Source organism: Falsiroseomonas oryzae (assembly GCF_027856955.1).
Taxonomy (GTDB): domain Bacteria; phylum Pseudomonadota; class Alphaproteobacteria; order Acetobacterales; family Acetobacteraceae; genus Falsiroseomonas; species Falsiroseomonas oryzae.
Genome location: NZ_JAPSMD010000683.1, coordinates 1 through 1,978 on the forward strand (window position 1 = coordinate 1; position 1,978 = coordinate 1,978).

Annotated in this window: 3 protein-coding genes; all 3 read left to right on the forward strand. The window is 75.1% G+C overall.

Going from position 1 to position 1,978, the window contains the following annotated elements; genetic code table 11:
* Window positions 1–437: MarR family winged helix-turn-helix transcriptional regulator (locus tag OZN99_RS30555; protein ID WP_270938971.1), on the forward strand; the 437-nt coding region annotated here is incomplete at its 5' end.
* A 14-nt stretch (window positions 438–451) separates the two neighbouring features.
* Window positions 452–1,213 carry a hypothetical protein gene (locus tag OZN99_RS30560; RefSeq protein WP_270938972.1) on the forward strand — a complete coding sequence of 254 codons (762 nt, stop codon included), beginning with the start codon at window positions 452–454 and terminating at the stop codon, window positions 1,211–1,213.
* Between the two features lie 184 nt (window positions 1,214–1,397).
* Window positions 1,398–1,978 (forward strand): peroxiredoxin family protein (locus tag OZN99_RS30565; RefSeq protein WP_270938973.1); only part of this gene is annotated, 581 nt, incomplete at its 3' end.

A 1,978-nucleotide genomic window follows, 5' to 3' on the forward strand; every position in this document is an offset into this window, starting at 1 on the left:
CGCTGGAGCGCAAGCGCCTGCTGCGCCGCCAGCCCGACCCGCGCGACGCGCGCGCCAGCGGCCTTGTGCTGACCGAGGCCGGGGTCGCCATGGCGCGCGCGGCCGGCGACTGGCCCGCCGTGCTGCTCGAGGTCGCCGGCGACCTGCCCCTCGCCGAGCAGGAGGCGCTGCTGCGTCTTGTCACCAAGCTGATCCGCGGCCTGCAACTGCGCGGCGCCATCGCGCCGGCACGGATGTGCGTCACCTGCCGATTCTTCCGCCCCCATGCCCATCCCGCCGAGGCCGCCGCGCCGCATCACTGCGCGCTGGTGGATGCGCCCTTCGGCGACCGCCACCTCCGCCTCGACTGCCCCGAGCAGGAGCCCCTGCCGGACGCCGAGGCCGAGGTCGTCTGGACCCGCTTCGTCAGCGGAGCCCCGGACGCCACCAGAACCTAGCCGGAGACCATCGCATGACACCGAGGATCCGCCGCGGCAGCCTTGCCGCGGCAACGGGGGCGCTTGCCCTCGCACTGGCCGCGCCGCTCGCCTCGCAGGCCCAGCCCGCCCGCGACGCCGGCATCGCCGCGCCGCGCGGCAGCGTCGCGTTCGCCGATTTCGACATCGTGCGCGCGAGCATCGGCATCGAGCGCGACCAGGCCGTCTTCCGCATCCAGGTCGCCGGCCAGGCAGGCGCCACGCGCCCGCGGGAGACCGGGCGCTTCGCCGGCAGCGAGGTGCACGCCTATGTCTGGCCGACCACGCTCGACAGCGGCCTCGTCGGCTTCGATCCGGGGCAAGGGATCCTGGCGCTCGCCGTCACCTTCCATCCGGATTTCGACGACGGCGCGCCGGGCCGCGAGCGCAACCGCCATATCTGGCACAGCCATTGGGTCGTGCTCGGCCCCGATCCCGCCTGCGGACCCGCCGCGCTGAAGGTGCAGGACCTGCCGCGCGACCGCCATCCGCGCGTGCCGGGCGACTGGCCCGGCGTGCCGCTGATGATCTCGAGCCCCGACCTGCCGCCCGTCTTCTCGGGCGACGCGGTCGAGGTCCGCGTGCCGATGGCCGACCTGCCCGGCCTGCGGGAGGCGCGCTTCGACGGCGTGACGGCCGGGCTCAAGGTGAATGGCGACCTGCACGCGCCGCTGCTCTCCGTCGCGCAGGTCCTGGACGTCGCCTCCGGCAACCTGTCCCTGCCCGGCCGGGTGGCGCCGGGCAGCGGGACGCGCTGAGGCGGCCACCTCAGCGCGTCCGTACCGCCACGTTCCACCGACCCTGCGACAGACCAGAGGAGAGAGACGATGACCCGAGTGAACCCGATCGCCGACACCGCCGCAACGCCGGAGGCCCGCGCGGCCTGAGCACGTGGACACGCCCCCGGGGCGCAAGCCCCGGGGCGGCACGGGAGAAACGACAATGCCACCCGACCCACGCCCGGCGCCGGAGTTCCAGGCCTCCGCCTGGCTCCACGCGCCCGAACCCCCGACGCTCGGCGCGCTGCGCGGCCGCGTCGTCGTCGCGCTCGCCTTCCAGATGCTCTGCCCGGGCTGCGTGCAATACGCGCTGCCGCAGCTGTTGCGCGTCCGCCGCGCCTTCCATCCTGACCATGTCGCCGTGCTCGCGCTGCATACGGTGTTCGAGCACCACGCCGCGAATTCGCGCGCGACGCTGGAGGCCTTCGCACATGAGTACCGGCTGGACGTCCCGATCGGGATCGACGCGCCGGACCCGGCCGGCGGCGCGCTGCCGCGCACCATGGCCGCCTACGCCATGGAGGGCACCCCGACGCTGCTGCTGATCGATCGCGCGGGACGTCTGCGGCGGCAGACGCTGGGCCATGTGGAGGACCTCGTCCTCGGCGCCGAGATCGCCATGCTGACGGCGGAGCGCGACGGGCAGGCCGCCATGCCGGCGCCCCCGCCCCTGCCGCAGGCCGCGCGCCCGGCGCGCTGCGTGGTGCCCGAGGCAGCGCGCGGGATCGCTGGCGGCACCACGTC